This is a genomic window from Klebsiella sp. ZJOU C1, from assembly GCF_035620215.1.
Taxonomy (GTDB): Bacteria; Pseudomonadota; Gammaproteobacteria; order Enterobacterales; family Enterobacteriaceae; genus Klebsiella; species Klebsiella variicola.
In genome coordinates this window covers 2,623,623-2,647,893 of the sequence record NZ_CP141644.1, presented here as the reverse complement: position 1 = coordinate 2,647,893, position 24,271 = coordinate 2,623,623, and the positions used below count along the sequence as shown (strand labels likewise).

The 24,271-nt window shown below is 60.1% G+C and carries 26 protein-coding genes; 14 read left to right on the top strand and 12 right to left on the bottom strand.

What is annotated here, in order from left to right; all coding sequences use genetic code 11:
- Position 1 precedes the first annotated feature (1 nt).
- Positions 2 to 988 (bottom strand): D-threonate 4-phosphate dehydrogenase, encoded by a 987-nt coding sequence (locus tag SPE70_RS12605; protein WP_012541770.1) that lies wholly within the window; start codon positions 986 to 988, stop codon positions 2 to 4.
- A complete protein-coding gene (gene dtnK, locus SPE70_RS12600; RefSeq protein ID WP_040968497.1) occupies positions 981 to 2,216 on the bottom strand; it encodes a D-threonate kinase in 1,236 nt (411 codons plus the stop codon). Before dtnK ends, SPE70_RS12605 begins: the two co-directional genes overlap by 8 nt.
- Positions 2,217 to 2,391: 175 nt before the next feature.
- Here dtnK and SPE70_RS12595 point away from each other — a divergent pair, with 175 nt between their 5' ends.
- From SPE70_RS12595 to SPE70_RS12570, 6 genes are all read left to right on the top strand, one after another.
- On the top strand, positions 2,392 to 3,540 hold the full coding sequence (locus SPE70_RS12595; protein WP_012968267.1) for an iron-containing alcohol dehydrogenase: 1,149 nt from the start codon (positions 2,392 to 2,394) through the stop codon (positions 3,538 to 3,540).
- A gap of 13 nt (positions 3,541 to 3,553) precedes the next feature.
- Entirely contained in the window at positions 3,554 to 4,438 is an 885-nt protein-coding gene (locus tag SPE70_RS12590) for a dihydrodipicolinate synthase family protein (protein ID WP_136047358.1), read from the top strand.
- A 76-nt stretch (positions 4,439 to 4,514) separates the two neighbouring features.
- Positions 4,515 to 5,924 (top strand): sodium:solute symporter family protein, encoded by a 1,410-nt coding sequence (locus SPE70_RS12585; RefSeq protein WP_064170215.1) that lies wholly within the window; start codon positions 4,515 to 4,517, stop codon positions 5,922 to 5,924.
- A 3-nt stretch (positions 5,925 to 5,927) separates the two neighbouring features.
- Positions 5,928 to 7,094 carry a sialidase family protein gene (locus SPE70_RS12580; protein ID WP_016160991.1) on the top strand — a complete coding sequence of 389 codons (1,167 nt, stop codon included), beginning with the start codon at positions 5,928 to 5,930 and terminating at the stop codon, positions 7,092 to 7,094.
- Positions 7,091 to 7,564: a NanQ anomerase/TabA/YiaL family protein gene (locus tag SPE70_RS12575; RefSeq protein ID WP_008804960.1), complete on the top strand. Its 474-nt coding sequence runs from the start codon at positions 7,091 to 7,093 to the stop codon at positions 7,562 to 7,564. Before SPE70_RS12580 ends, SPE70_RS12575 begins: the two co-directional genes overlap by 4 nt.
- Positions 7,561 to 8,238: an SDR family NAD(P)-dependent oxidoreductase gene (locus tag SPE70_RS12570; RefSeq protein WP_004183978.1), complete on the top strand. Its 678-nt coding sequence runs from the start codon at positions 7,561 to 7,563 to the stop codon at positions 8,236 to 8,238. Before SPE70_RS12575 ends, SPE70_RS12570 begins: the two co-directional genes overlap by 4 nt.
- Positions 8,239 to 8,301: 63 nt before the next feature.
- Here the strand turns inward: SPE70_RS12570 and SPE70_RS12565 are convergent, their stop codons facing one another.
- Positions 8,302 to 9,093: a PhzF family phenazine biosynthesis protein gene (locus SPE70_RS12565; RefSeq protein ID WP_012968269.1), complete on the bottom strand. Its 792-nt coding sequence runs from the start codon at positions 9,091 to 9,093 to the stop codon at positions 8,302 to 8,304.
- 201 nt (positions 9,094 to 9,294) lie between these two features.
- On the opposite strand from SPE70_RS12565, the gene SPE70_RS12560 reads away from it, so the two are divergent.
- Positions 9,295 to 10,494, top strand: a complete 1,200-nt coding sequence (locus SPE70_RS12560; RefSeq protein ID WP_008804962.1) for a sugar transporter — start codon at positions 9,295 to 9,297, stop codon at positions 10,492 to 10,494.
- A 70-nt stretch (positions 10,495 to 10,564) separates the two neighbouring features.
- Here SPE70_RS12560 and SPE70_RS12555 read toward each other — a convergent pair whose 3' ends face one another.
- A complete protein-coding gene (locus SPE70_RS12555) occupies positions 10,565 to 11,233 on the bottom strand; it encodes a MarC family NAAT transporter (RefSeq protein ID WP_002904403.1) in 669 nt (222 codons plus the stop codon).
- 261 nt (positions 11,234 to 11,494) lie between these two features.
- Between SPE70_RS12555 and marR the strand changes: the two genes are divergently transcribed.
- The 3 genes from marR to marB are packed head-to-tail and all read left to right on the top strand — an operon-like array spanning position 11,495 to position 12,582.
- Entirely contained in the window at positions 11,495 to 11,929 is a 435-nt protein-coding gene (marR, locus tag SPE70_RS12545) for a multiple antibiotic resistance transcriptional regulator MarR (RefSeq protein ID WP_008804963.1), read from the top strand.
- 19 nt (positions 11,930 to 11,948) lie between these two features.
- The gene (marA, locus tag SPE70_RS12540) at positions 11,949 to 12,323 is read left to right on the top strand and encodes an MDR efflux pump AcrAB transcriptional activator MarA (RefSeq protein ID WP_002904397.1); all 375 of its coding nucleotides are present in this window, start codon (positions 11,949 to 11,951) and stop codon (positions 12,321 to 12,323) included.
- 40 nt (positions 12,324 to 12,363) lie between these two features.
- A complete protein-coding gene (gene marB / locus SPE70_RS12535; protein ID WP_008804964.1) occupies positions 12,364 to 12,582 on the top strand; it encodes a multiple antibiotic resistance protein MarB in 219 nt (72 codons plus the stop codon).
- 47 nt (positions 12,583 to 12,629) lie between these two features.
- Here marB and eamA read toward each other — a convergent pair whose 3' ends face one another.
- Entirely contained in the window at positions 12,630 to 13,529 is a 900-nt protein-coding gene (gene eamA / locus SPE70_RS12530; RefSeq protein ID WP_064170214.1) for an O-acetylserine/cysteine exporter, read from the bottom strand.
- Positions 13,530 to 13,723: 194 nt separating this feature from the next.
- Here eamA and ydeE point away from each other — a divergent pair, with 194 nt between their 5' ends.
- Both ydeE and SPE70_RS12520 read left to right on the top strand, forming a co-directional pair.
- Positions 13,724 to 14,917, top strand: a complete 1,194-nt coding sequence (ydeE, locus tag SPE70_RS12525) for an efflux MFS transporter YdeE (protein WP_012541778.1) — start codon at positions 13,724 to 13,726, stop codon at positions 14,915 to 14,917.
- 129 nt (positions 14,918 to 15,046) lie between these two features.
- Positions 15,047 to 15,529, top strand: coding sequence for a helix-turn-helix domain-containing protein (locus SPE70_RS12520; protein WP_064170213.1), 483 nt, complete (start codon positions 15,047 to 15,049; stop codon positions 15,527 to 15,529).
- 35 nt (positions 15,530 to 15,564) lie between these two features.
- Here the strand turns inward: SPE70_RS12520 and urtE are convergent, their stop codons facing one another.
- The 7 genes from urtE to SPE70_RS12485 form a co-directional block, all read right to left on the bottom strand.
- On the bottom strand, positions 15,565 to 16,263 hold the full coding sequence (urtE, locus tag SPE70_RS12515) for an urea ABC transporter ATP-binding subunit UrtE (RefSeq protein ID WP_016160988.1): 699 nt from the start codon (positions 16,261 to 16,263) through the stop codon (positions 15,565 to 15,567).
- 9 nt (positions 16,264 to 16,272) lie between these two features.
- Entirely contained in the window at positions 16,273 to 17,070 is a 798-nt protein-coding gene (urtD, locus tag SPE70_RS12510) for an urea ABC transporter ATP-binding protein UrtD (protein WP_064170212.1), read from the bottom strand.
- The gene (gene urtC, locus SPE70_RS12505) at positions 17,070 to 18,143 is read right to left on the bottom strand and encodes an urea ABC transporter permease subunit UrtC (protein ID WP_008804969.1); all 1,074 of its coding nucleotides are present in this window, start codon (positions 18,141 to 18,143) and stop codon (positions 17,070 to 17,072) included. Before urtC ends, urtD begins: the two co-directional genes overlap by 1 nt.
- Entirely contained in the window at positions 18,143 to 19,717 is a 1,575-nt protein-coding gene (urtB, locus tag SPE70_RS12500) for an urea ABC transporter permease subunit UrtB (RefSeq protein WP_042947791.1), read from the bottom strand. The genes urtC and urtB overlap by 1 nt, the downstream gene beginning before the upstream one ends.
- A 61-nt stretch (positions 19,718 to 19,778) precedes the next feature.
- Positions 19,779 to 21,050: an urea ABC transporter substrate-binding protein gene (gene urtA / locus SPE70_RS12495; RefSeq protein ID WP_008804971.1), complete on the bottom strand. Its 1,272-nt coding sequence runs from the start codon at positions 21,048 to 21,050 to the stop codon at positions 19,779 to 19,781.
- A gap of 170 nt (positions 21,051 to 21,220) precedes the next feature.
- A complete protein-coding gene (locus tag SPE70_RS12490; RefSeq protein WP_012541782.1) occupies positions 21,221 to 22,324 on the bottom strand; it encodes a cobalamin-independent methionine synthase II family protein in 1,104 nt (367 codons plus the stop codon).
- 148 nt (positions 22,325 to 22,472) lie between these two features.
- Complete coding sequence (locus SPE70_RS12485) at positions 22,473 to 22,871, bottom strand: rhodanese-like domain-containing protein (RefSeq protein WP_012541783.1); 399 nt, start codon at positions 22,869 to 22,871, stop codon at positions 22,473 to 22,475.
- Between the two features lie 67 nt (positions 22,872 to 22,938).
- Between SPE70_RS12485 and ftrA the strand changes: the two genes are divergently transcribed.
- Positions 22,939 to 24,036: a transcriptional regulator FtrA gene (gene ftrA, locus SPE70_RS12480; RefSeq protein ID WP_032730305.1), complete on the top strand. Its 1,098-nt coding sequence runs from the start codon at positions 22,939 to 22,941 to the stop codon at positions 24,034 to 24,036.
- Entirely contained in the window at positions 24,005 to 24,220 is a 216-nt protein-coding gene (locus tag SPE70_RS12475; protein WP_004205985.1) for a DUF4177 domain-containing protein, read from the top strand. Before ftrA ends, SPE70_RS12475 begins: the two co-directional genes overlap by 32 nt.
- Positions 24,221 to 24,271 lie beyond the last annotated feature (51 nt).

The following is a 24,271-nucleotide window of genomic DNA, read 5'->3' as shown; positions in this document are numbered from 1 at the left end:
GTTATTCCTGCGCGATGTGCATGGCGAGCTCAATGGAGGTTGCCATGCTCTCAGACTTCGCTTTACCTGTCCAGGCAATATCAAACGCGGTGCCATGATCCGCTGAGGTACGGATAAACGGCAGCCCGGCGGTGATATTCACCCCATCATAGAACCCGAGCAGCTTCAGCGGGATATGCCCCTGATCGTGGTACATCGCCACCACCATGTCGTACATACCTTCGTGACACTGCATAAACACCGTGTCCGGTGGACAGGGGCCGGTGACCTCTATCCCCTGCGCCTGCATGGCGGCGACCGCCGGGGCGACGATGCGGATCTCTTCATCGCCAAACAGGCCGTTCTCCCCGGCGTGCGGGTTAACGCCGGCAACCGCAATGCGCGGACGCTGATAGCCGACCCGGCGCAAAAACCGATCCGCTACGCCAATCACCGTCTCGATTCGCGGCTGGTTGAGGGTATCGAGGAACTGGCGCAGGGCGATATGAGTAGTGATATGGATAACCTTGAGCTTCTCGGTATAGAGCACCATGGCGTAATCGGTGGTCTGCGTCAGGTGGGCCAGCAGTTCGGTATGGCCGGGGAAAGCGTGCCCGGCGAGATGCAGCGCCTCTTTATTTAGCGGCGCGGTCGCGATGGCCGCGACCGCGCCGTCCAGCGCCAGCGCGGTCGCCCGCCTGATGCAGCGAAACGCGAGGTCCCCTGCCTGGGCCTGAACTTCGCCAGGGCGCAGCCCCTGCGGGTCGCTGAGCGGTTCATCAATAACGTTGATGGTCGCTGGGGAAAAACTCGCCTCGGCGGGATGGTCAATGATGCGCAGCTCCGCCCGCGGCGTAATATTCAGCGCCAGGATCCGCCGCAGCGTCTGCGCGCAGCCCACCACCACCACCGGCGCGCCGCTCAGCGCCCCTTCGGCGAGGGATTTGATAATAATCTCCGGACCAATCCCTGCCGGGTCGCCCATTGTCACTGCAATCATGTTAGACACTCAGTTTCTCCTCAATAAAATTCACAACATTTAACAGCGTAGTGTCGGTGCCGAATCCCCCTGCTTTGGTCATCACCGGCCGTGACCAGCGACCGCCGAGAAAGTGCCCGTAAGGCACACACTGCGCCACCCGCCCACGGATCTGAAATCCGGTGGCGCCGAGCGCGTGCGCGACGGCGATGGCTACATCGCCGCCAGAGAGGTACAGGGCGCCCGGTGGGCACAGCGCCACCGCCTGCGCCGTGACGTCGGCAAGCCAGGCGCAGATGTGCTCCCCGTAGGCTGCGCGGCTGAGACCGCGTTCGTTACACTGGGCTTCAATCCCGTGCCGGGCGGCGTTATTCGGGCGGGTGGTCACCACGCAGTGATGACCCTCACGCAGCACCTCGGCGATCCGCGAGGCTTCCTCCTTCGGCGATCTGCTAAAGGCCTGTTCGACATCTATTTCGATCTTTCTCACTCGGGAATGAGCCTGCAGCGCAGCGACCTGGCGCTGCGCCATCTCGCTCATCGAACCAACCAGCGCCAGTAGCGGCCCCTGCTCGCTGCGGCGCAGGCGGCGCGCCAGCGCCTCGCAAAGTCCCGCCGAGCCGACCAGCAGGGTCTCCCGCGCATGGGGCGCAACGGCGTCGATCACCAGGTCCAGATGGCTGTCTTCCCAGGCGTCGACAATCAACACTCGCTTCTCCTCGCCCGCCGTCGCTAATGCCTCCGGAAGCCGGGCAGCGTTCAACGTCAGACAGGGAAGACGGCTCTGCATGGCGATAATTTCGCTAATTTCCGCCCGGCTCACGGGCGTTTTCGGATCGCTGGCAAATTCGGTCTGATCGAGGGCCACCCCATGCACATAGCAGCGCCCGTCCCGGGTATGCCGCCCGGCCGCCGGATACGCCGGGGCCACCACCGCCAGCCGGCAGCCGTGCGCCGCCATCATTGCCTCCAGTTCGCCGCCAAGGTTGCCGCGCAGCGTGGAGTCGATCTTCTTTACCTGCCAGTGCGGGACAAATCTTGCCGCGCCGCGCAGCAGACCGGTGACCTTGTCCGCGGCGGCGGCGGCGCTCATTGCCCGGCTGTCGCTGTTGAGAATTAACGCCCGGGCGGTTGATGGTTGCCCGGCGCTGAAGGCCACTTCCACCGACATGCCCGCCTCAGCGAGGCTGACACCGGCGTCATTGGCTCCCGTAAAGTCATCTGCCAGCACCAGCACCTGGTTATTACCATCGTTCATTGTTCTGCCTTGTGGTCGATGAAAATCTGAAACTGATTATATTCAATCATATTTGATTAAATGTGAGCAAGCTCAAGTTATTAAACTGCCGTATAAATTATAACTTTCCCCCACCAGACGAGTGACACGATTCATGAATGATTGAATTCAGTCAATTACTACCAAGGAGAAACGCGTGGCGACGATACACAGCACAATCATCAGCGGGGCGGGCGCCTCAACGGCCCTGCTGCCGCTGTTGTCAGGTAAAACCCGCATCCTGCTGGTGACCGACCAGAACGTTGGCGCGCTGGAAGCGACCCGGGCGATCCATCGCCTGCTGGCGGCCGAAGGGCGTCAGGTTGAGGTCATTGACACAGTACCGGCAGAGCCCAGCCATCACGATGTGGCGCAGATTGTCAGCCAACTGGGCGCCAGTCAGCCCCAGATGATCGTGGGCATCGGCGGGGGGAGCGTACTGGATGTGGCGAAACTGCTCTCGGTGCTCCTGCATACTGAGGCGCCCTCTCTGACGGCCATGCTGGCAGGCGAGTTGCCGCAACGACGGATTAGCTCATTGTTGATCCCGGCCACCGCCGGCACCGGCTCCGAAGCGACGCCGAACGCCATTCTGGCGATCCCCGAGCAGCAGACCAAAGTGGGGATCATCTCCCCGGTGCTGCTGCCGGACTATGTCGCCCTGCTGCCGGAGCTGACCACCAGCATGCCGGCCAGCATCGCGGCGTCGACCGGCATCGATGCCCTGTGTCATCTGCTGGAGTGCTTTACCTCCACCGTCGCCAATCCGGTGAGCGACAACGCGGCGTTAATCGGTTTACACAAGCTGGTGCGGCATATCGAACGCTCGGTGGATCAGCCGCAGGATCTGACGGCGAAGCTGGAGATGCTCTGGGCCTCGTGGTACGGCGGCGCGGCGATCAACCATGCCGGCACCCATCTGGTGCATGCGCTCTCCTATCCGCTTGGCGGTACCTGGCACCTGCCGCACGGGGTGGCTAACGCCATTCTGCTGGCGCCCTGCATGCGGGTGGTCCGCCCCTACGCGGTGGCAAAATTCGCTCAGGTCTGGGATCTGATCCCCGACGCAGATCGCACGCTCAGTGAGGAAGAGAAATCCCATGCGCTGGTCGCGTGGCTGGCGGCGCTGGTGAAACGACTGCCCCTGCCGGACAACCTGGCCGCGCTCGGCGTGCCCAGGGAGAGCATCCCTGCTCTCAGCGCAGCGGCGCAAAACGTCAAGCGCCTGATGAACAACGCCCCCTGCAGCGTCAGCCGCGAAGAGATTGCGGCTATCTATCAAACGCTGTTTCCAGAACATGCCTAACAGGAGAAAGAAAATGAGGAGAGCCATTAGCGGCGTACTCACCGCCATCGTCACCCCTTTTACCGCCGAGGGAGCCCTTAACCTGCCAGCGCTACGCCAGCAGGTGCAGCGCCAGCTCGCCGCAGGCAACGGGATTTTCTGCGGCGGCACCAATGGCGAGTTTTTTGTCCTCAATGAGGAGGAGAAGATCGCCGTCGCCAGAACCTGCGTGGAAGAAGCCGCCGGACGCGCGCCGGTGGTAGCGCATATCGGGGAGATTTCCACCCGTGAGACTCGCCGGCTGGGCCAGCAGATCGCCCGCCTCGGGGTTGACGCGGTATCGGCCATTACCCCGTGGTTCGTACCCTTGAAGCAGGAAGAGCTGATTAACCACTATACGGCGATCGCCGACGCGCTGAGCGTCCCGCTTTTTCTTTATAACATTCCCGCCCGCACCGGGAACACCATTGCTCCGGAGACGGCACGCCAGCTGGCCCGACACGAGAATATCGTCGGCATTAAGGACAGCGCCGGCAGCTACGATAGCCTGAAAGGTTTTCTTGACGCGGTACGCGACATTGACGGTTTCGACGTTCTGAACGGGCCGGACTCCCTTATCCATCAGGGGTATGTCGACGGCTGTTCGGCCTGCATCTCAGGGCTTGCCAACGTCGCCCCCGCTGAAATCAACGCGATCTGGTCGCTGTTTCACGCCGGAGATATCGCCGGATCGCGCCAGGCGCAGGAGCGCGTGACGGGGCTGCGCACCGATCTGTATAAGGTGGCGTTCTCACCCGCAGCAGTGAAAAAAGCCCTGCAACTGGTGGGTCATGAGGTGGGCGACAGCCGCTACGCGGTGCAGTTCAGTGACCAACAGCTGCAGCAGATACGCGACATCATCGCTCGTTATTTAGCGTAATACTTGCTGCGCTTTTTTAATAAAACAGACCGGGTACCGCCGTGCCCAGGATTCGTACGCCCAGAGAGAGGCTAAGATGAATCATTTTACCGCTGAAGATACCTTTATTATTGTCGGCATTGTTATTGCCTATATTCTGTTTACCACCTGGCTGACATTCCGTATTCGTAGTAAAAATTCCGGGGATTTTATGGAAGGCTCGCGCGCCATGCCGGCCTTTATTGTCGGTATATTACTGATGTCAGAATATATTGGCGCCAAATCGACCATCGGTACTGCCCAGGCCGCCTTTGAGAGCGGAATTGCCGCCTCGTGGTCCGTGCTGGGGGCAGCCATCGGCTTTCCGCTGTTCGGTTTAATCCTGGTGAAACGCATCTATAACACCGGAAAAATTACCATTTCCGGCGCCATCGCTGAAAAATATGGCAACAGTACCAAAAATATTATCTCCCTGATTATGATTTATGCGCTGCTGCTGGTTAACGTGGGCAACTACGTCAGCGGTGCCGCAGCCATCTCCACCGTATTAAAAGTGAATTTACCGGTAGCCGCCTTTATTACCGCCATTGTGAGTACCTTTTATTTCGCGTTCGGCGGCATGAAGGGCGTCGCCTGGGTCACCATGTTACACAGCGCGTTAAAATACGCCGGTCTGCTGATCATTCTGGGTTTTGCCCTGTCCAAAACCGGCGGCTTCTCGCCGATGATGGAGAAGATGCCGGATTATTACTGGACATGGGATGGCAACATTGGTGCTGGCACGATCTTCGCCTGGCTCATCGGCACTATCGGCTCCATTTTTTGCACCCAGTTTGTCATTCAGGCCATTAGCTCAACCAAAGACGTTCGGTCAGCGAAACGCTCCACCTGGATCGCCTTCTTTTTCTGCCTGCCTGTCGCCTTTGCCATCGCCATTATCGGCGTCGCGGCGAAATACCTGCATCCCGAGATCAACAGCCTGTATGCCCTCCCGGTCTTTCTGCAGGACATGAACCCGTGGCTGGCAGGTCTGGTGACAACGTCACTTGTGGCATCGATTTTCGTCAGCGTAAGTACCGTAGCCCTGGCCATTGCCTCGCTGGTGGTGAAGGATTTTTACGTACCATGGCGCAACCCAACGCCGGACCAGGAGTTCAGAGCCACACGCTGGGCGTCGCTAATTATCGGCTTCCTGCCGCTGATCTTTGTGCTGCTGGTACCGGAGGTGCTGAAACTCTCCTTCTTTACCCGCGCCATTCGCCTCTCCATTACCGTGGTGGCGGTCATCGCCTTCTATGCCCCCTTCTTCAGAAGCACTCGGGGCGCGAATGCCGGCCTGATCGGCGCCTGTGTGGTGACGTCCGTCTGGTATTTACTCGGCGACCCGTTCGGCATCAATAACATGTATGTCGCCCTGGCAACCCCGGCCATCATCATGGTGATTGACCGCCTGATCCCAAATAAATCACAACCATCCCCCGCCCCAGTTGAGCAACGTGGAGTATAAAACATGACCGTAATTCCGCCTTTTGACGGCGTCATTCGCCAACACCAGCAAGATGAACACATCGCATGGGCAATGCTTCCCTGCGCCTGCCCGCAGAACCATGCCGCCAATCTGCTGCCGCTGGATGACGGCAGCCTGATGTGCGTCTGGTTTGGCGGCTCCCAGGAGGGAAAAGCCGATATCTCTATCTGGGGATCGCGGTTAGCCCCCGGCAGTGACCGCTGGAGTGAGGCAGTCAAGCTATCTGATGATCCAGACCGCTCAGAACAAAACCCGGTGCTATTTCAGGCACCCGATAACGTGCTGTGGCTGTTGTGGACAGCGCAATTTGCCGGAAACCAGGATACCGCCATTGTGCGCTACCGCCTCTCCCACGATGGCGGACGAAGCTGGGGGGCCATCGATACGCTGCTGGATCAACCGGGTACCTTTATTCGCCAGCCAATAAGCGTTATGTCTGACGGCAACTGGCTGCTGCCGGTCTTTTACTGCCGTACCGAACCCGGCGAGAAATGGGTGGGTAACAATGACGTCAGCGCGGTGAAGATCTCTTCAGACTGCGGAAAAAGCTGGCGTGACGTGGCGGTCCCGGAGAGCCTGGGTTGTGTCCATATGAGTATCACTCCGCTTCCGGACGGCAGACTGGCAGCCTTCTTCCGCAGCCGCTGGGCGGATCATATCTGGTTCAGCCAGTCCAGCGACCAGGGAGAGAGCTGGTCTGCGCCGGTACCGACGACGCTTCCGAACAACAACTCGTCCATTCAGGCGACCACCCTGGACAATGGCGAACTGGCGCTGGTGTTCAATAATATGAGCGCCGCCGGCGCCACGGAACGCCGCGCCTCGCTGTATGATGAAATTGCTGACGACGATGGCCGTAGGGAGCCGGAAGCGACCGGGAAAAGCGCCTTCTGGGGCGCACCACGCGCGCCGATGACCGTCGCTATTTCAGCCGATGGTGGTGAAAGCTGGCCGTGGCTGCGCAATCTCGATGAGGGTGACGGCTACTGCATGACCAATAATTCGGAGCAGAAGCTGAACCGGGAGTTCTCCTACCCCAGCATCAAACAGGGAGCAGACGGTAATTTGCATATCGCCTACACCTGGTATCGCCAGGCGATCAAGTATGTTCGTGTCTCGCCACAGTGGGTAAAAGGAGAAAGCGCATGATTATCGGTAATCTGCAGGCGCTGCAGCAGGCTGGTCTGCCGCCGGCGTTAAAGCAGCTATTGAGCAGCGAGGCCTGTTCGCTGGCTGCCCTCAGTGCCAGAGAGAATGGCCGCTTCCAGCCCGACGGTGCGCCGTGGTTCTGCACCCTCAGCGTGGTGCAAACCCAGCCTGCGGCCGAGCGGCATACGGAATATCATCGCCAGTGGGCGGATATTCAGGTCATCCTGGCCGGCGAGGAGCGGATCCAGGCGGGCATGGCTCCCGCGATGCGCCCGGAAGATAATGAGCTTAAGCCCGACCTCTATATATGTCAGCCGGCCCCGGAGAGTGTCTCTATTCTGCTGCGTCCCGGCGACTTCGCGGTCTTTTACCCCGGCGAACCGCACCAGGCGCTGTGTGCGGTTTCGACGCCAGCGCCGGTCAGAAAGGCGGTATTCAAAATCCCCGCTGAGATGCTGGAGGCGCGATGAAGCGGGCAATGGTAACCGGGGCCAGCTCCGGGATCGGCGCCGCAGTGGTGAGGCAGTTGCTGGCGGACGGCTGGCAGGTGATCGGCATGAGCCGTTCGCTGCCGCCCTTCTCACAGCCGAACTTTCGCCATCTGATGGTCGACGTCAGCCAACGCAGCGCGCTGCTGGCGGCGCTGGAGCAGATTGAGCCCCCTCAGGCCATCATTCACGCCGCGGGTTCAATGGCGGCCGCCACTCTGGGCAATCTGGACCCTCAGCGCAGCGAGTCGCTGTGGCGTTTACACGTCGATGCGGCTCAGACATTGGTCAATCACTTCGCCCCGACCATGGGGCCAGGCGGGAGGATCGTTCTGCTGGGAAGCCGTACGTCACGAGGCGCCGCTGGTCGCTCGCAGTATGCGGCCACCAAAGCCGCGCTGGTCGCTCTCGCCAGGAGCTGGGCGGCAGAGCTGGCGCCTGCCGGGGTGACGGTCAACGTCGTGGCTCCCGGGGCAACCGATACGCCGATGCTTCATCAGCCAGGCAGAGAAAGTTCCCCGCCGCGGCTTCCGCCGCTTGGGCGACTCATTACTCCGCAGGAAGTGGTCTCTCTGGTGAGCTGGTTGCTGAGCGAGGGCGCATCGGCGATGACCGGACAGGAGCTGGTGATGTGTGGCGGCGCATCGCTGGGCTGATGCTATGTCGCCCCGGGGAGCGGAAGTAGATTACCGCTCCCCGGGGCGACGCGGTGGCGATGATTAACGCAGGTAAACCGTTCCGCGCAGATAGGTGGTGGCCTGGCCGCTAATCAGCACCCTGTCGCCCTGCCACTGGCAGCGCAGGTCGCCGCCGCGGGCGGAGACCTGGCGCGCCATCATGGTGGTTTTCCCCAGCTTTTCGCCCCACCAGGGGATCAGCATGCTGTGGGCGGAGCCGGTCACCGGATCCTCTGGCACCCCTTCTCCCGGGCAGAAGAAGCGGCTGACAAAGTCATACTCCTCATCCGGCGCGCTGACGCAGATCATTTTGCCGAGCTTCTGCAGACGTGCCATATCGGTCTGCACCGCTTCAACCTGCTGGCGATCCGCCAGCACGACCAGATAATCACGCCCTTCCCGCACCTCGACGGCAGACTCAAGCCCCAGTCCGGCCAGCAGATCCGCCGGCGGGTTGTCCACCGGGGTGGTCGTCCACGCCGGGAAGTCGAGCGTCAGCCAGTCGCCGCTGCGGGTCACCCGCAGTTCACCGACAAAACGGGTGCTGAAGGTAATCGTCGCCGAGGGATGGTCAAGATACTCGAAAATAACATGCGCCGTCGCCAGGGTGGCGTGGCCGCAGAGGTTGATCTCGCCCAGCGTGGTAAACCAGCGCAGCTCATAGCCTTCGTCGGTGTGGACGAAAAACGCCGTTTCGGACTGGTTATGCTGTTGGGCCATTTTCAGCAATACATCGTCCGCTAACCACTCGCTGAGCGGGCAAACGGCCGCGGCATTACCGCCAAAGTTTTTATCGCTGAAGGCATCGACCAGATAAAATTGAATTTCCTGCATACACTGTCCTTACTTTTTTTACTTTCCTTCAACATGACATAAAAGCGCTCCCCTGACACTATCCATAGCAAAATTAATTGCTTAACCGCGGCCAGCCACTTGCAGCGAAATGAGATGCAGATCACAAAATGATTGTCTTTTCGCCAGTAATCGTTTTAAGATCACCGTCACATCTTCCCTTGAATCACCCGTCCAGAGCTTATGACTACGAATACGGTCTCACGCAAGGTAGCGTGGCTACGTGTCGTGACGTTGGCCATCGCCGCGTTTATTTTTAACACCACAGAATTCGCCCCTGTCGGTCTGCTGTCCGATATTGCCGGCAGCTTCGGCATGGAAACCGCCCAGGTGGGCATGATGCTCACCATTTATGCGTGGGTGGTGGCGCTGATGTCGCTGCCGTTTATGCTGCTGACCAGCAAAATGGAGCGCCGGCGGCTGCTCATCGGCCTGTTTATTCTGTTTATTGCCAGCCACGTTCTGTCGTTTTTTGCGTGGAGTTTTGACGTCCTGGTGATTAGCCGCATTGGCATCGCTTTTGCGCATGCGGTTTTCTGGTCGATTACCTCAGCGCTGGCCATCCGTATGGCGCCGCCTGGCAAACGGGCGCAGGCGCTGAGCCTGATCGCCACCGGTACAGCCCTGGCGATGGTGTTCGGTATTCCGATTGGCCGCATCATCGGCCAGTATTTTGGCTGGCGAATGACCTTCCTGGCGATTGGCCTCGGCGCGTTAGCCACCCTTGCCTGTCTGGTAAAACTGCTGCCGACGCTACCGAGTGAACATTCTGGCTCGCTGAAAAGCCTGCCGGTGCTGTTCCGCCGCCCGGCGCTGGTCAGCGTTTATATTCTGACCGTGGTGGTGGTGACCGCCCACTATACCGCCTACAGCTATATCGAGCCCTTTGTCCAGACGGTGGCGGGCCTGAGCGGCAACTTTGCTACCGTGCTGCTGTTGATCCTCGGCGGGGCCGGTATTATCGGCAGCATTCTGTTCGGTAAGCTCGGCAACCAGCACGCTTCCGGGCTGATTAGCATCGCTATCGGCCTGCTGCTGGCCTGCCTGCTGTTGCTCCTGCCTGCCTCGGACAATGCACATCATCTGATGCTGCTCAGTATCTTCTGGGGCGTGGCGATCATGATTATCGGCCTCGGTATGCAGGTAAAAGTGCTGGCTTCCGCGCCGGATGCCACCGACGTCGCCATGTCCCTGTTCTCGGGCATCTTTAATATTGGTATTGGCGCTGGCGCGCTGGTGGGCAGCCAGGTGAGTCTGCATCTGTCGATGGCTTCCATCGGCTACATCGGTGCCATCCCGGCGCTGGCCGCGCTGGTATGGTCTCTGATGATCTTCCGCCGCTGGCCGGTATCGCTGGAAGACCATCAACCGCACCACTCCTGAGTTACCGCGATAAAAAAGCCTGCCGGCATGGCTACCGGCAGGCTGTTGTCTCTCATCCCATCCGGGGCGATCAGGGGTGCCAGGTCGAAATGATCTCCAGCACGCCATTAATAATAAACTGCACGCCCATACAGACCAGCAGGAAGCCCATCAGCCGCGAAATGGCCTCGATGCCGCCTTTGCCTACCAGACGCATAATCGCGCCGGAACTGCGCAGACAAGCCCACAGAATCACCCCTAACAGCAAAAAGATGATCGGCGGCGCCGCCAGTACCACCCACTCCGGGAAGTCCACGCCGTGCTTAACGGTCGAGGCGGAGCTAATAATCATCGCGATGGTTCCCGGACCGGCGGTGCTTGGCATCGCCAGCGGCACAAAGGCGATATTGGCGGTCGGTTCATCCTGCAGTTCTTCCGATTTGATCTTCGCTTCCATCGAATCGTGGGCTTTTTGCTGGGGGAACAGCATGCGGAAACCGATAAAGGCCACAATCAATCCCCCGGCGATACGCAGCCCAGGTATTGATATGCCGAATGTATTCATCACCACCTGACCGGCATACCACGACACCATCAGAATGGCGAACACATACACCGATGCCATCAACGCCTGCTTGTTCCGCTCGGCGTTGTTCATATTGCCCGCCAGGCCGAGGAACAGCGCCACGGTTGTGAGTGGGTTTGCCAGCGGTAAAAGCACCGCCAGGCCAAGCCCTATTGCTTTAAACAAATCGAACATAGTTAATTAAAGTCCCGTTAATATTCATTTTTTAAGTATTGTTTCGTTCCGTGAGTATACCGGCTTCGACACTTTCGCCGCCAGCCTGCTGATAAACCACTTCCGCTAAAAATTAACAAGCGTTAGCAAAACCACAAACAGTGACCCACGTCAGATTTTTTTATTTTAGCAAATCGTGGCATCGGCCAATTCATAATGTTGACTTATGATTGCCTGGGCAATAGTATCACCTGCAACTAATTACTTGCCTGGGCAACCATCATGAAAAGTACCAGCGACCTGTTTAATGAAATGATCCCGTTGGGCCGCTTGATCCAGATGGTTAACCAGAAAAAAGATCGCCTGCTCAACGACTACCTCTCACCCATGGATATTACCGCGACCCAGTTTCGCGTGCTCTGTTCCATTCGTTGCGAGGTATGTATTACCCCCGTTGAGCTGAAAACCGTGCTTTCCGTCGACCCGGGCGCGATGACGCGTATGCTCGACCGCCTGGCGTGCAAAGGCTGGATTGAACGGTTACCCAACCCCGCTGACAAGCGCGGCGTGCTGGTGCAGTTGACACCGGACGGCGCAGCCCTTTGCGAGCAGTGTCATCAGGTTGTGGGTCAGAAGTTACACCAGGAGTTAACAAAAAATCTGTCGGCGGACGAAGTCGTCGCGCTTGAGCAACTACTCAAGAAGGTCCTGCCGTAAAATAAGAAGAGGTAAGATGATGTCCAGACGTAATAATGACGCCATCACTATCCATAGTATTTTGTCGTGGATCGAGGATAACCTGGAATCGCCCCTGTCGCTGGAAAAAGTGTCTGAGCGTTCAGGTTACTCCAAGTGGCACCTGCAACGTATGTTTAAGAAAGAGACCGGCCATTCCCTCGGCCAGTACATCCGCAGCCGCAAGCTGACGGAGATTGCGCAAAAGCTCAAGCAGAGCAATGAGCCCATTTTGTACCTGGCGGAACGCTACGGTTTCGAGTCGCAGCAGACCCTGACGCGAACGTTCAAGAACTATTTCGATGTTCCGCCCCACAAGTATCGCATAACGAATGTACCTGGCGAATCCCGCTATCTGCATCCGCTAAATAACTGATGTTAATCGCCTGTATTATCAAAGACGTATTGAGGAAATCATGAAACTATTCGCTGCCGCAGCTATCGTACTCCTGTCGCTGGTCTCCAGCCTCAGCTATGCGGAGCAAAACACCACGCCGGTGCGTCAAAACCAGCGTGATACAATGATTATCCCTTCGGAACATAACGATTCGCCATTTGATTTCAATCATATGGCGGCTGGCAGTGATAAATCCGACGAACTGGGCGTGCCGTACTACCAGCAGCACGACCTGTGATGCCATTACACGCATAATTGTGTAGCCCCTTCTTCGGGGCTTTTTTTTTATCCGCGCGCTATACCCGGCCGCACCAGACGTAATCCGAAGACGTTAATATAGAGCCCGGCCATAATCAGTACCGCCCCGGTGAGCTGCAGTCCGCTCAGCGTCTCCCCCAGCAACAGCGCAGCGCTGGCCATCCCCACCACCGGCACCAGCAGCGACAGCGGCGCCACCCGCCAGGTTTCATAGCGCCCCAGCAGCGATCCCCAGATACCATAGCCGACGATAGTGGCGATAAACGCCAGATAGAGCAGCGACAGTATCGTCAGCAGATCGATGTGTTGCAGGCTCGCCAGCATGGTCTGCGGGCCATCAATCAGCCATGAGGCCAGCATAAACGGCAGCACCGGGATCAACGCGCTCCACACCACCAGCGACATAATGGGCGGCCGGGCGGCATGCGACATGATTTTCTTGTTGAAGATATTACCGCAGGCCCAGCTGAGCGCCGCCGCCAGGGTCAGCATAAAGCCCACCAGCGGCACATGCTCCCCGCCAAGGCTGCCCTCCACCAGCACCAGCACGCCAAAGATCGCCAGGGCGATCCCCGCCAGTTGCTTGCCCTGCAGACGTTCGCCAAAGACGAAGGCGCCGAGAATGATGGTGAAGAAGGCTTGCGCCTGCAGCACCAGCGATGCCAGCCCGGCAGGCATACCCAGGCCAATAGCGCAGAACAGAAAGGCAAACTGACCAAAGCTAATGGTCAGGCCATAACCCAGCAGCAGGCGCAGCGGGATGGCCGGGCGGGATACAAACAGCAGCGCCGGGAAGGCGACCAGCATAAAGCGCAGCCCCGCCAGCATCAGCGGCGGCATATTGTGTAATCCCAGCTTAATCACCACAAAGTTAAGCCCCCACACCACCACTACCATCAGCGCCAGTAGTCCATCTTTCCTCGTCATACCCTGCCTCTGTCGTTATTAGAATTTTTGTGAACAAAATCAAAGTAACCAAAAAGCGGCCGCCAGGATAGATCATTATTTTTGGCAGGCCAGGAAGTGCGACCGGCGACCGGGCTGACCTGTACAAGGCGTAATGAGCGTGTTATTTGTGATCGAAGACGTAAAATTATAACAACATGACAGGCAAGGAAATCATGATCACCACTCTCAGGCGCTCCACCATCGCGCTGCTGGCATCGTCGTTACTGCTAACTATTGGCCGCGGGGCCACACTGCCGTTTATGACTATCTACCTCACCCGACGTTATCAGCTGGATGTCGATGTGATTGGCTACGCGTTGTCGCTGGCGCTGGTGGTCGGCGTGCTGTTCAGCATGGGCTTTGGCATCCTCGCGGATAAGTTCGACAAAAAGCGCTATATGGTGTGGTCAGTGCTGGTGTTTATTCTGGGATTTAGCGCGATACCGCTGGTCAATAACGCTATCCTGGTGGTGATCTTCTTTGCGTTGATCAACTGCGCCTACTCGGTGTTTTCCACCGTGCTAAAAGCCTGGTTCGCCGACCGACTGACGCCGGAGAAAAAAGCGCGTATCTTCTCGCTGAACTATACCATCCTCAATATCGGCTGGACCGTCGGGCCGCCCATCGGCACGCTGCTGGTGATGCACAGTATCAATTTGCCGTTCTGGCTGGCGGCCGCCTGCGCCGCCTTTCCATTGGTGTTTATTCAGCTGTTTCTCCAGCGGGAGGTGGCCGTGGCCCAGCCGGGCGCTGTCGCCTGGTCTCCCTCGGTGTTGCTGCATGACCGGGCGCTGCTGTGGTTTACCTGTTCCGGGCTGCTGGCCTCCTTCGTCAGCGGCGCTTTCGCCTCCTGTCTCTCGCAGTATGTGCTGGTGGTCGCCAGCAGTGACTTCGCCGAGAAAGTGGTGGCCGTGGTGCTGCCGGTTAACGCCGCGGTGGTGGTCGCTTTGCAGTACGCGGTTGGCCGGCGGCTGAGCGCCAGAAATATTCGCCCGCTGATGACCTTCGGCACCGTCTGCTTTGTTATCGGCCTCGTGGGCTTTATGTTCTCTGGCGCCAGCCTGTGGGCGTGGGGGATCTCGGCGGCGATCTTCACCCTCGGGGAAGTGATTTATGCCCCCGGGGAGTATATGCTGATTGACCATATTGCCCCGCCGGGGATGAAGGCCAGCTACTTCTCCGCCCAGTCGCTGGGGTGGCTGGGCGCGGCATTCAACCCGATGTTCACCGGGATGATCCTCACCCATCTGCCACACTGGTCGCTTTTTGTCATTCTTATCGTGGCGATTGTCGCCGCCTGGCTGATGATTTTCCGCGGGATGAATGCCCGTCCCTGGCAGCCGGATTGTCCGCTGGCTAACGCCTGACGCCAGCTGGCATGCGGCTGTCGGGTTGATGTCGGGCCGTTGTCGGGTCGCTGTCGTGGTGGCTGGCGGCCCGGTTCACCATACTCCATCACAGGTTTACATCCGCAGAACGTCATGGAGCATACGAATATGAACAGCAACAATCAGGTCAAACAATTACGGCTACAGCGCGCCTGGTCCCAGGAGCAGCTGGCCGAAATGGCGGGTCTCAGCGTCCGCACGATCCAGCGCATTGAGAATGGCGAACGCCCGGGACTGGAGACTCTCAGCGCCCTCGCCGCGGTCTTTGAGGTCACGGTGGCCGAGATCGGCGGCGAAGCCTCGCGGGAGGGTGCGCCGGGCCCGGAAACCTCGCTGGATCTGCGCATAGAGGAAGCCAAAGCGCGGGTGCATCAGGAGAGCCGCTTTTTCCGTTCGCTGTCGGTGGCGGTGGTAGTCTGCGTGCTGCTGGCGGTGCTCAACCGCTTCACTAACCCGCAGTACTACTGGTCCGGCTGGGTCGCCCTGATCTGGGGCGCTCTGCTGGTGGTAAGAGGATTACGCCTGTTCGTGTTCGGCGAATGGATCAAAAACTGGCGCCAGGCGCGCCTGCAGCGGCTGTTGCGCAAATAGCCCGCAAACCGGCGGCGCGCACGCCGCCGGCCTGGTCAGATGGTCACCATGGCGCGCACGCCGTCGCGCTCCATATCACCGCCCTTGCCCTGCTGGACGATGGCGCCGCGCGACATCACCAGGTAGTGGTCCGCCAGCCCGGCGGCAAAATCATAGAACTGCTCCACCAGCAGGATCGCCATATCCCCCCGGCTCGCCAGCTGGCGGATCACCTCGCCAATCTCTTTGATGACGGAGGGCTGGATCCCCTCGGTGGGTTCATCGAGGATCAGCAGCTGCGGACGGCTGGCCAGCGCGCGGCCGATCGCCAGCTGCTGCTGCTGCCCGCCGGATAAGTCACCCCCTCGTCGCTGCTTCATGGTCTTGAGCACCGGGAAAAGCTGGTAGATCTCCTCCGGCACCTGCTGCGCTTCGCGGGCGGGAAAGCGCGACAGCCCCATCAGCAGGTTTTCTTCCACCGTCAGGCGCGGAAATATCTCGCGCCCCTGGGGAACGTAGGCGACCCCGGCCTGCACCCGCTGGTGTGGTTTGCGATGGGTGATGTTCTGATCCTGCCAGCGTACCTCACCGCTGCGCGCCGGGATCAGCCCCATCAGGCATTTCAGCAGGGTGGTCTTACCGACGCCATTGCGCCCCAGCAGGCAGGTGACTTCACCCTGGCGGGCGGAAAAATCCACCCCACGCAAAATATGGCTGCCGCCGTAGTATTGATGTAGCTGACTCACCTGTAACATTGGCGCTCCTTAACGTCCCAGATAAACTTCAATGACCTGCTCATTGGCCTGCACCTCCCGCATCGATCCCTCCGCCAGCACCTGGCCCTGATGCAGGACCGTCACCCGGTCGGCGATGGTCTCGACAAATCCCATGTCGTGCTCCACCACCATCAGGGAGTGCTGTCCAGCCAGGGTACGAAACAGCTCCGCCGTATACTCCGTTTCCGCATCGGTCATGCCGGCCGCCGGCTCATCAAGCAGCAGCAGATGCGGCTCCTGCACCAGCAGCATGCCGATCTCAAGAAACTGTTTCTGGCCATGGGACAGCAGACCGGCCTGGCGGTAGCGCTCACCGTCGAGACGCAGCAGGCGCAGCACCTCATTCAGCCGATCGTCCTGTTCGCTGCTCAGCCGGGCGCGCAGGCTGGCCCACACCGATTTATCACCCTTCATCGCCAGGGAGAGATTTTCCGCCACCGTCAGCGCTTCGAAGACCGTCGGCTTCTGAAACTTGCGCCCGATGCCCTGGCGGGCGATGGCCACCGGGTCAAGAGTGGTCAGATCCACCGACTGGTCATAGAGCGCTTTGCCGCTTTGCGGCCGGGTCTTGCCGGTGATCACATCCATCAGGGTGGTCTTGCCCGCCCCGTTGGGGCCGATCACACAGCGCAGTTCGCCGACGCCTATCGCCAGCGACAGATCCGTCAGCGCCCGGAAACCGTCAAAGCTGACGTTGATATTCTCCAGCTGCAGCACCGGATCGGTTTGTTCGCGAAAGCGATCGCCGGGCAGCTGACGGGTAAACAGTCCTTCATCCGGTTGCATTAGCGGTCTCCTCGACGCAGCAGGCCCATCACTCCGCGGGGTAAAAACAGGGTCACGATGATGAAGATGAGGCCCAGAAACAGCTGCCAGTACTCTGGCATCGCCACGGTGAAAATGCTTTTCGCGCCGTTGACCAGCCCGGCGCCAAGCACCGGGCCGATCAGGGTGCCGCGCCCGCCGAGCGCGACCCAGATGGCGGCCTCGATGGAGTTGGTCGGCGACATTTCGCTGGGGTTGATGATCCCGACCTGCGGGACATATAACGCCCCCGCCAGACCGCAGAGCACCGCCGACAGCGTCCATACCAGCAGCTTGAAGCCGCGCGGGTCGTACCCGCAGAACATCAGCCGGTTTTCGGCGTCACGTACCGCGGTGAGGATCCGGCCAAACTTACTCTGCGCCAGCGCCGAGCCCAGCCACAGGGTCAGCAACAGCAGCAAAACCGTGGCCATAAACAGGGTGGCGCGGGTGCCGGTGGCGGTGACCGGAAAACCCAGCAGCGTGGTAAAACCGGTGAAGCCGTTGTTGCCGCCAAACCCGGTCTCGTTGCGAAAGAACAGCAGCATACCGGCATAGGTCAGGGCCTGGGTCATGATCGAGAAATAGACCCCTTTGATCTTCGAGCGAAAGGCAAACCAGCCGAAAACCAGGGCCAGCAGACCGGGAACCAGCACTACCAGCGCCATCGCCCAGGCGAAATGCTGCGTGCCCCACCAGAACCAGGGCAGCTCGCTCCAGGAGAGAAAAGACATAAACGCCGGCAGACCGTCGCCCGCCGCCTGGCGCATCAGGTACATCCCCATGGCGTACCCGCCGAGGGCAAAGAAGATCCCGTGCCCCAGCGACAGCATGCCCGCATAGCCCCAGACCAGATCCAGCGCCACCGCCACAATGGCGTAGCAGAGGATTTTGCCGCTCAGCGTCAGCAGCCAGCTCGGCACCGCCAGCGGATGCGAGGCCGGCAGCAGCGCCAGGAATGGCATACTCAGCAGCCCCAGCACCAGCAGGATCCCCAGCCAGCGCAGAGGCCGCGGCGCGCGCTGCGCCAGCGTTAAGGTGATTGGTTGGCTCATCAGTCAATAACCCTCCCTTTCAGCGCGAACAGACCCTGCGGGCGTTTCTGAATAAACAGAATAATCATCACCAGGATCAGGATTTTGCCCAGCACCGCGCCCATTTGGGGTTCGAGAATTTTGTTGAAAATGCCCAGCCCAAAGGCCGCCGCCACGCTGCCGGCCAGCTGGCCGACGCCGCCCAGCACCACCACCAGAAACGAGTCGATGATGTATCCCTGACCCAGTTCAGGCCCGACGTTGCCAAGCTGCGACAGCGCCACGCCGCCCAGCCCGGCAATACCGGAGCCGAGGCCAAAGGCCAGCATATCCACCCGCCCGGTAGGCACGCCGCAGCAGGCGGCCATCGCCCGGTTCTGCGTCACGGCGCGGACGTTCATCCCCAGACGGGTACGGTTCAGGATGAGCCAGGTAAAACACAGCACCAGCAGGACGAACGCCAGCACCGCCAGCCGGTTCCACGGCAGGATCAGGTTCGGCAGGACCTGCACGCCGCCGGAGAGCCAGGCCGGGTTTGCCACCTCCACGTTCTGCGCGCCAAACAGCATCCTCACCAGCTGGATAAGCATCAGGCTGATCCCCCAGGTGGCGAGCAGCGTTTCCAGCGGCCGACCATACAGATGACGAATAATGGTGCGCTCCAGCGCCATGCCGATCCCGGCGGTCACCAGAAACGCCACCGGCAGCGCGACCAGCGGATAAAAGGCCAGCCATTGCGGCGCGAGCTGCGCCAGCGCCTGCTGTACCAGCCAGCAGCTGTAGGCGCCGATCATTAACATCTCACCGTGGGCCATGTTAATCACCCCCAGCAGGCCATAGGTGATCGCCAGCCCCAGCGCGGCCAGCAACAGCACCGATCCCAGCGACAGCCCCATAAAGGCCTGGCCCAGCAGATCGCCGAGCAGCAGACGATGTTTGATCTTTTGCAGGCTGTCGCTGGCCGCCTCGCGCACCGCCGCATCCGGCTCATGCTGGGCATCGGTAAAGGGGATCAGCAGCGCCTGGGTTTCCGGGTCCGCGGAATGGCCAAGCAGCGTCACGGCGGCCAGCCGCGCGCTGGCCTCAGGCTGAGTGAGCTGCAGGCGCGCCAGCGCCACCTCCAGCAGGCCCCGCACATTTTCATCGGTTTCTGCCTGCAGCCGCTGTTGCAGCAGCGCGGCCATGGCCGGGGTCGCTTCCCGCTGAAGCGTGCGCGCGGCGGAAGCTCTCTCCGTGACGTTGTCACTTAAAATAAGGTGGCTGGCCAGCGCGCCGGCAGCCAGATTGCGCAGCCTGTTGGTCAGACGGACCGGTCGGGTTTCGCCCTGCGGCGCGGCGACAGCGCCCAATGGCTGTAATCCGCCCTGTCGGGTGCGGAAAGCATGTTTTCCGTCGTCCATCACCAGGCTCTCGGTGGTCAACGCCCGCAGCAGCGGCAGACGATCCGCCTGCGGCGCTGCCGCCCACTGGGTCAACAGCTGCGCCTGCTGGCTGCGACTGGCGGCAACGAAGTCGTCCGCCTCCGCGGCCTGCGCCCGCCATGGCAGCAGGATCAGCAGTAGCGCCAACACATTCATGAGACGCAATGCGTTCATGTCGTTCTCCTCTGGTCAGCGGCCGACGGGCGCTATGCTCCAGCCCCGCCGGCCCTGGCGCTTACTGGCTGACGGTTTTCACCGGATGGTCAGGTTTCTTATCGTTACCGGGGATCCACGGACTCCACGGCTGCGCGCGAACGGGTTTATCGGTCTGCCAGACCACGTTGAACTGGCCGTTGCCTTCAATTTCACCGATCATCACCGGCTTATGCAGATGATGGTTAGTGGCATCCATGGTCAGGGTAAAACCGGACGGCGCGTTGAAGGTCTGCCCGGCCATCGCCTCGCGCACTTTATCGACATCGGTGGTGCCCGCTTTGGTCACCGCCTGCGCCCACATATGCAGACCCACCCAGGTCGCTTCCATCGGATCGTTGGTCACCACCGTATCGGCATTCGGCAGCTTGTGCGCTTTGGCGTACGCGCGATAGTCGGCGACGAAGGCTTTGTTGGTCGGATTATCGACGGACTCAAAGTAGTTCCATGCCGCGAGGTTGCCGACCAGCGGTTTGGTATCGATGCCGCGCAGCTCCTCTTCCCCCACCGAGAAGGCCACCACCGGCACATCGGTCGCTTTCAGACCCTGGTTAGCCAGCTCTTTGTAGAACGGCACGTTGGAATCGCCATTGATGGTGGAGACCACTGCCGTTTTGCCACCGGCGGAGAATTTTTTGATATTGGCGACGATGGTCTGGTAATCGCTGTAGCCGAACGGGGTGTAGACCTCCTCGATATCTTTGTCCTGGATCCCTTTGGCATGCAGGAAGGCGCGGAGGATCTTGTTGGTGGTGCGCGGATAGACGTAGTCCGTCCCCAGCAGGAAGAAACGTTTGGCGCCGCCGCCATCGTCACTTAGCAGGTATTCCACTGCCGGGATAGCCTGCTGGTTAGGCGCCGCGCCGGTATAGAAGACGTTGGGGGACATCTCTTCCCCTTCATACTGCACCGGGTAGAACAGCAGGCCGTTCAGCTCCTCAAACACCGGCAGCACCGATTTACGTGAGACCGACGTCCAGCAGCCAAACACCACCGCCACTTTATCCTGGGCCAGCAGCTGGCGTGCCTTCTCGGCAAACAGCGGCCAGTTGGAGGCCGGGTCGACCACCACCGGCTCCAGCTTCTTGCCCAGTACCCCGCCTTTGGCGTTGATGTCGTCGATGGCCATCAGCGCGACGTCCTTCAGCGGCGTTTCGGAAATCGCCATCGTTCCCGAGAGCGAATGCATGATCCCGACTTTGATGGTGTCGGCGGCATAGGCCTGGAATGAAAGACCCATAGCCATTACAGAGGCGGAGAGTGCAAAAGCTTTTAATAACGTTCTACGTTGCATGATTCACTCCTGAGTAGCGCAAAAATAAAGAATTAACAGCTAACCAGAGGTGATAAGGCAAAAACGGTGCCAGGTTGTGAAAACAGCAGGATGCGGGACAGGTGGGCGGCGGAGACGGTGGGGACGGCAGCGTTGCCTCATCACGGTGCAACGCTGCGCTAAGAAAGTCATTACCAGACGTCGGCGGCGATCGACGTCACCAGACGGACTTTTTGCCACTGCTGGTCTTCGCTGAGGGCATTGCCCTCTTCCGTAGAGGCGAAACCGCACTGCGGACTCAGGCAGATCTGCTCGAGCGGCACGTACTGCGCCGCCTCGGCGAGACGCGCTTTCACCCCCTGCGGATTCTCCAGCTCGCCATTTTTGGTGGTGATCAGTCCGAGAACCACCTGCTGATGGCCAGGACGAATAAAGCGCAGCGGCGCGAAATCCCCGGAGCGGTCGTTGTCGTACTCAAGGAAGAAGGCATCGACATTGACGCCGCCAAACAGCACCTCGGCCACCGGCTCGTAACCGCCTTCCGAGATCCAGGTTGAACGGAAGTTACCCCGACAGACGTGCAGGCCCACCGTCAGATCGGCCGGCTTACCTTCCAGCGCCTGGTTCAGCACCCGGGCATAAATGCGCGCCAGCGCATCCGGATCGTCGCCGCGCTCGCGTACCTGCTGACGCTGGGCATCGGAACACAGGTAGGCCCACACAGTATCGTCCAGCTGCAGATAGCGGCAGCCGGCGTCATAAAACGCGCGGATCGCGTCGCGCCAGGTGGTGGCCAGATCGTCGAAGTAGTCGCTAAGATCCGGGTAAACGGTGGCATCAATATCTTTCCGCCCGCCGCGGAAGTGCAGCACGCTCGGGCTGGGAATGGTCATCTTCGGCTGCGCGTCGCCGCTGATGCTTTTCAGATAGCGGAAGTCCTCCAGCATCGGGTGGTCGCCAAACGCCAGCTTGCCGGTGACGCGAACGCCGTGCGCTTTGGTCTGCACGCCGTTAAACTGGATCCCCTGCTCGGCATCGTAACGTTCAACGCCCTGCAGGCCATCGAAGAAATCGAAATGCCACCATGCGCGCCGAAACTCACCGTCGGTGACCACATGCAGGCCGCAGTCGCATTGCTGCTGAACCAGATGACGGATCGCGTTATTCTCAATTTCGCGTAGCTGACCGGCGTCGATAATCCCCTCAGCCAGCTGCTGACGCGCCTGTTTAATGCTGTCCGGGCGCAAAAAACTGCCGACGATGTCTGCGCGGAACGGGGCCTGTTGACGTTGCATGCTGTCTCCTTAGCGGTGGGCGCGTTAGTTGCCCACCGTGATAGTTCATTATTTGAATTTTTAGACTTCTGGATGGCTATATGTCCAGATACTGGCATGCAGAGTGGTGGGTCGCAAACGAGAATATTTCATGGTGCATGAAATATTTTCATTTACCGGAAACAAACGCATAGCCCTCATCTTCCCAGCCGGTGAGTCCGCCGAGCATCATTTTCACCGGCCGCCCAAGCTCAGCCAGCTTCAGCGCGGCAACGTCAGCACCGTTGCAGTGCGGCCCGGCGCAGTAGACCACAAAGAGGGTCTCCGCCGGCCAGGCGGCCATTCGCTCGGCGGTGATCTGGCTGTGCGGGAGATGCTGCGCGCCTGGCAAGTGACGTCTGGCGAAGGCTTCCTCGCTGCCGACCACGTGCAGCAGGACAAAGTCGACCTCGCCGGCACGCTGGGCGCTGTGCACATCGGCGCAGTCGGTCTCAAGATGCAGCTTATGGCGGAACCAACGGATAGCCTCAGCGGAAGCGGCAGGGGGAAATTGGGTTACTACACTCATGGCGTCTTCTCCTTGTCTGTGATAACACTACTTTACTGACGCCCATCACCCTGATCTGCCGACAACCATGACAGAAAACGCTAACATCCTGACAACCCCTTCTGTGACACCGTCACGTCATCAGGTGGTCGCCCTCGCCTACGATGGCCTGTGCACCTTTGAGTTTGGCGTAGCCGTGGAGATCTTCGGCCTGCCGCGCCCGGAAATGGGTGACAACTGGTACCACTTTGCCGTCGCCGCCGTCGATGAAGGGCCGCTGTGCGCTACCGGCGGCATCCGCCTGATGACTGACGGCGGGCCTGAACTTCTCGCCCAGGCGGATACGATTGTGGTCCCCGGCTGGCGCGGTGTCGACGCCCCGGTCCCCGAGGCGCTGTGCGCCGCCCTCGTTGCCGCCCACGCCCGCGGATGCCGGATTATTTCCATCTGTTCCGGGGTGTTCGTTCTCGCCGCCGCCGGGCTGCTCAATGGCCGCCAGGCAACGACCCACTGGCGCTACACCGCGGCGCTGCAGTCGCGTTTCCCGCAGATCCAGGTGGTGGAGGACGTCCTTTACGTGGGCGATGCTTTGCTGATGACTTCCGCCGGCAGCGCGGCGGGGATCGACCTTTGTCTGCATCTGGTGCGCGAGGATTTCGGCAGCGAAGCCGCCAACGTCGTCGCCCGCCGCCTGGTAGTCTCTCCCCATCGCGACGGCGGTCAGGCGCAGCAGGTCCTGCGCCCGGTAGCCCGCAGCCGGGAGAGCCAGCGCCTTGGGCAGCTGTTTGACTATCTGCACCAGCATCTTGCCGCCAGCCATACCGTCGCTTCCCTCGCCCAGCGCGCCGGCATGGGACCACGCACTTTCCTGCGCCGCTTTGAGGAGGCCACCGGTAAAACACCCGCCCGCTGGCTGCTGGACGAGCGGCTGCTGCGCGCCCGCCAGCACCTGACGGAGAGCACGATGTCCATCGATCAGATCGCTGAGCGCTGCGGGTTTGCCAGCGCCGGCACCCTGCGTCACCATTTTCGCCAGCACTTCGCGCTCAGTCCGCTGCAGTACCGGAAACAGTTTGCTACTTCTCCGATTGCAAAATCGTCGCGGCAACGGACAATAGACGGCCACAGTAAACGGGTCGCCAGGAGGGTCGATGATGAAGAAAGAGTGTCGGGTAGTGATCTATAAAGAGGGGCTGCTGGGCAGCCTGTTTTTTGGCGAAGCCAAGGCGGACCCTGACAAGATGAGCCAGTTTCTCAGCAGCTATACCCGTGAAGGATGGGAAGTGAAAACCATGTCGGTGGAGCGCCGCCGCACCGCCCTGTTCTGGTCGCGGGAAGCGTATCTTTTCGTGCTCGAACGCCCCCTCTGACAGCCTGCGCCTGGTTTACACGTTTAAGCCAGGCGTTTCTAAGCGCCTGCT

Bases quoted from the DNA above. Each gene is read 5' to 3' on its own strand.
- SPE70_RS12575 (WP_008804960.1), top strand. From the start codon at position 7,091: ATGATTATCGGTAATCTGCAGGCGCTGCAGCAGGCTGGTCTGCCGCCG.
- SPE70_RS12590 (WP_136047358.1), top strand. From the start codon at position 3,554: ATGAGGAGAGCCATTAGCGGCGTACTCACCGCCATCGTCACCCCTTTT.
- SPE70_RS12490 (WP_012541782.1), bottom strand. From the start codon at position 22,324: ATGCAACGTCAACAGGCCCCGTTCCGCGCAGACATCGTCGGCAGTTTT.
- urtD (WP_064170212.1), bottom strand. From the start codon at position 17,070: ATGCAACCGGATGAAGGACTGTTTACCCGTCAGCTGCCCGGCGATCGC.
- marA (WP_002904397.1), top strand. From the start codon at position 11,949: ATGTCCAGACGTAATAATGACGCCATCACTATCCATAGTATTTTGTCG.
- SPE70_RS12560 (WP_008804962.1), top strand. From the start codon at position 9,295: ATGACTACGAATACGGTCTCACGCAAGGTAGCGTGGCTACGTGTCGTG.
- SPE70_RS12580 (WP_016160991.1), top strand. From the start codon at position 5,928: ATGACCGTAATTCCGCCTTTTGACGGCGTCATTCGCCAACACCAGCAA.
- SPE70_RS12565 (WP_012968269.1), bottom strand. From the start codon at position 9,093: ATGCAGGAAATTCAATTTTATCTGGTCGATGCCTTCAGCGATAAAAAC.
- marR (WP_008804963.1), top strand. From the start codon at position 11,495: ATGAAAAGTACCAGCGACCTGTTTAATGAAATGATCCCGTTGGGCCGC.
- urtE (WP_016160988.1), bottom strand. From the start codon at position 16,263: ATGTTACAGGTGAGTCAGCTACATCAATACTACGGCGGCAGCCATATT.
- marB (WP_008804964.1), top strand. From the start codon at position 12,364: ATGAAACTATTCGCTGCCGCAGCTATCGTACTCCTGTCGCTGGTCTCC.
- urtC (WP_008804969.1), bottom strand. From the start codon at position 18,143: ATGAGCCAACCAATCACCTTAACGCTGGCGCAGCGCGCGCCGCGGCCT.
- SPE70_RS12520 (WP_064170213.1), top strand. From the start codon at position 15,047: ATGAACAGCAACAATCAGGTCAAACAATTACGGCTACAGCGCGCCTGG.
- SPE70_RS12555 (WP_002904403.1), bottom strand. From the start codon at position 11,233: ATGTTCGATTTGTTTAAAGCAATAGGGCTTGGCCTGGCGGTGCTTTTA.
- urtA (WP_008804971.1), bottom strand. From the start codon at position 21,050: ATGCAACGTAGAACGTTATTAAAAGCTTTTGCACTCTCCGCCTCTGTA.
- SPE70_RS12485 (WP_012541783.1), bottom strand. From the start codon at position 22,871: ATGAGTGTAGTAACCCAATTTCCCCCTGCCGCTTCCGCTGAGGCTATC.
- SPE70_RS12585 (WP_064170215.1), top strand. From the start codon at position 4,515: ATGAATCATTTTACCGCTGAAGATACCTTTATTATTGTCGGCATTGTT.
- dtnK (WP_040968497.1), bottom strand. From the start codon at position 2,216: ATGAACGATGGTAATAACCAGGTGCTGGTGCTGGCAGATGACTTTACG.
- ydeE (WP_012541778.1), top strand. From the start codon at position 13,724: ATGATCACCACTCTCAGGCGCTCCACCATCGCGCTGCTGGCATCGTCG.
- eamA (WP_064170214.1), bottom strand. From the start codon at position 13,529: ATGACGAGGAAAGATGGACTACTGGCGCTGATGGTAGTGGTGGTGTGG.
- SPE70_RS12570 (WP_004183978.1), top strand. From the start codon at position 7,561: ATGAAGCGGGCAATGGTAACCGGGGCCAGCTCCGGGATCGGCGCCGCA.
- SPE70_RS12475 (WP_004205985.1), top strand. From the start codon at position 24,005: ATGAAGAAAGAGTGTCGGGTAGTGATCTATAAAGAGGGGCTGCTGGGC.
- urtB (WP_042947791.1), bottom strand. From the start codon at position 19,717: ATGAACGCATTGCGTCTCATGAATGTGTTGGCGCTACTGCTGATCCTG.
- ftrA (WP_032730305.1), top strand. From the start codon at position 22,939: ATGACAGAAAACGCTAACATCCTGACAACCCCTTCTGTGACACCGTCA.